General features: G+C 60.2%; 2 protein-coding genes and 1 pseudogene. All 3 read right to left on the reverse strand.

All coding sequences use genetic code 11. The features are described from left to right. Positions 1 to 160: 160 nt before the first annotated feature. Positions 161 to 1,045 (reverse strand): urea ABC transporter ATP-binding protein UrtD, encoded by an 885-nt coding sequence (gene urtD, locus AC1D0Z_RS19715; RefSeq protein WP_477659871.1) that lies wholly within the window; start codon positions 1,043 to 1,045, stop codon positions 161 to 163. Next, a complete protein-coding gene (urtC, locus tag AC1D0Z_RS19720) occupies positions 1,042 to 2,169 on the reverse strand; it encodes an urea ABC transporter permease subunit UrtC (RefSeq protein WP_477659872.1) in 1,128 nt (375 codons plus the stop codon). Before urtC ends, urtD begins: the two co-directional genes overlap by 4 nt. 5 nt (positions 2,170 to 2,174) lie before the next feature. Continuing rightward, positions 2,175 to 2,408: pseudogene (locus AC1D0Z_RS19725) on the reverse strand (urea ABC transporter permease subunit UrtB); the annotation flags it as partial.

A 2,408-nucleotide genomic window follows, 5' to 3' on the forward strand; every position in this document is an offset into this window, starting at 1 on the left:
CGCAGGAACCAGGGTCGCCTTTCTTTTGCTTACTTTTCTTTGGCGAAGCAAAGAAAAGTGAGTTGCCTGCCGGGCAACCCCCGGCCAGCTGCACTCAACAAAGAGCGCCACGTCGGAACAGGCACGGGCTTCGACAAGCTCAGTCCGAGCGGCTAACGGCTCAGCGCCCAAGATACACCTCAATCACCCGCTCATCAGCCTGGACTTGATCAAGAGTGCCTTGAGCCAACACCGACCCATCACACAGCACAGTCACGATCTCCGAAATCGTCTTGATGAAACTCATGTCGTGCTCTACCACCATCAGCGAATGCTTGCCCTTGAGCGTCAAGAACAACTCCGCTGTGCGCGCAGTCTCTTCATCCGTCATGCCAGCCACCGGCTCGTCAAGCAACAACAGCTTGGGGTCCTGCATCAGCAGCATGCCGATCTCCAGCCACTGCTTTTGCCCATGGCTCAGGTTGCCGGCCATGCGGCCCACGCTGTCCGCCAGGTGAATCGTCACCAGGATTTCGGCCAGCCTGTCGCTTTGCGCCGAATCGAGCTTGAAGAACATCGAATGCTTCACGCCCTTGTTGGTCTTCAGCGCGAGTTCCAGGTTTTCAAACACCGTGAGCTGCTCAAACACCGTGGGCTTCTGGAACTTGCGGCCAATGCCCAGCTGGGCGATTTCGGCTTCCTTGTGGCGCAGCAGGTCAATCGTGCTGCCGAAGAACACCGTGCCTTCATCGGGCCGGGTCTTGCCGGTGATGATGTCCATCATGGTGGTCTTGCCGGCGCCGTTGGGGCCGATGATGCAGCGCAGCTCGCCGGGCGCGATGTCCAGGCTCAGCTTGTTGATGGCCTTGAAACCGTCGAAGCTGACGCTCACATCTTCCAGATAAAGAATGCGGCCGTGGGTAACGTCCACCTCGCCGGCGGCGTGCGCAATGCGGCTGCCGCTGGCGCTGCGGCCGCCGGACTCGGTGTTGCTCTTGTTGGCTTCGAGTGCGGCCCGGCGCTCCTCCACACGGCGCGCGCCCTGTTCAAGAAGGTCGGGGGTCATTTCGCACCTCCCTTGCGCAATTTCTTAACCAGGCCCACCACGCCGTCTGGCAGGAAGAGCGTGACGCCAATAAACAGCGCCCCCAAAAAATACAGCCAGAACTCGGGGTACGCCACCGTGAGCCAGCTCTTGGCCCCATTGACGATAAAGGCGCCCACAATCGGCCCGATCAGGCTGGCGCGCCCGCCCACCGCCGCCCAGATGGCAATCTCAATCGAATTGGCCGGGCTCATCTCACTCGGGTTGATGATGCCCACCTGCGGTACATACAAGGCACCGGCCACGCCGCACATGACAGCCGAAATAACCCAGATGGTGAGCTTGTAGCCCAGCGGGCTGTAGCCCGAGAACATCACACGCGTTTCGGCGTCGCGAATGGCCTGCAGCACGCGGCCAAACTTGCTGCCCACCAGCCATTTGGCAAACAGGAAGAAACCCAGCAGCGTGAGGCCGGTCATGATGAACAGCGTCATGCGCATCGATGGCGTGGCGATCGGGATGTTCAGGATGCGCTTGAAGTCGGTAAAGCCGTTGTTGCCGCCAAAGCCGGTTTCATTGCGAAAGAACAGCAGCATGGCCGCAAACGTCATGGCCTGCGTGATGATGGAAAAGTAAACGCCCTTGATGCGCGAGCGGAACGCAAAAAAGCCAAACACAAAGGCAATGAGGCCCGGCACCGCCACAATCAAAAACAGCGTGGCGGCAAAGCTGTCGCTGAAAGTCCAGTGCCAGGGCAGCGTCTTCCAGTCAAGAAACACCATGAAGTCGGGCAGGTGGCTTTTGTAGTTGCCGTCGCGGCCGATCTGGCGCATGAGGTACATGCCCATGGCGTAGCCGCCCAGCGCAAAAAACACGCCGTGCCCCAGCGAGAGGATGCCGGTGTAGCCCCAGATCAAATCCATGGCCAGCGCGCAGATGGCGTAGCACATGATCTTGCCTAGCAGCGCCACGGCATACGTGCTCATGTGGAACACGCTGCCTTCGGGCACCCACAGGTTGAGGATGGGCGCAATGGCGCAGACGGCGATCAGCGCCATCATGAAGGCGCTCCAGCCGCCGCGTGTCAGCAGCGGGCCTTTGGCAGGAAGATTGACGATGGGAGGCATGGGGGTCATGGAAGTCATCGTCTTTACGCTTCAGCCGAACGGCCCTTCATCGCAAAAATGCCCTGCGGCCGCTTCTGGATGAAGATGATGATGAACACCAGCACGGCAATCTTGGCCAGCACGGCGCCCGTCCAGCCTTCGAGGAATTTGTTGAGGATGCCCAGGCCCATCGCGGCATACACCGTGCCCGCCAGCTGGCCCACGCCGCCCAGCACCACCACCATGAACGAATCCACGATGTAGCCCTGGCCCAGGTC

The sequence above is a fragment of the Polaromonas sp. P1_E3 genome (assembly GCF_056405935.1).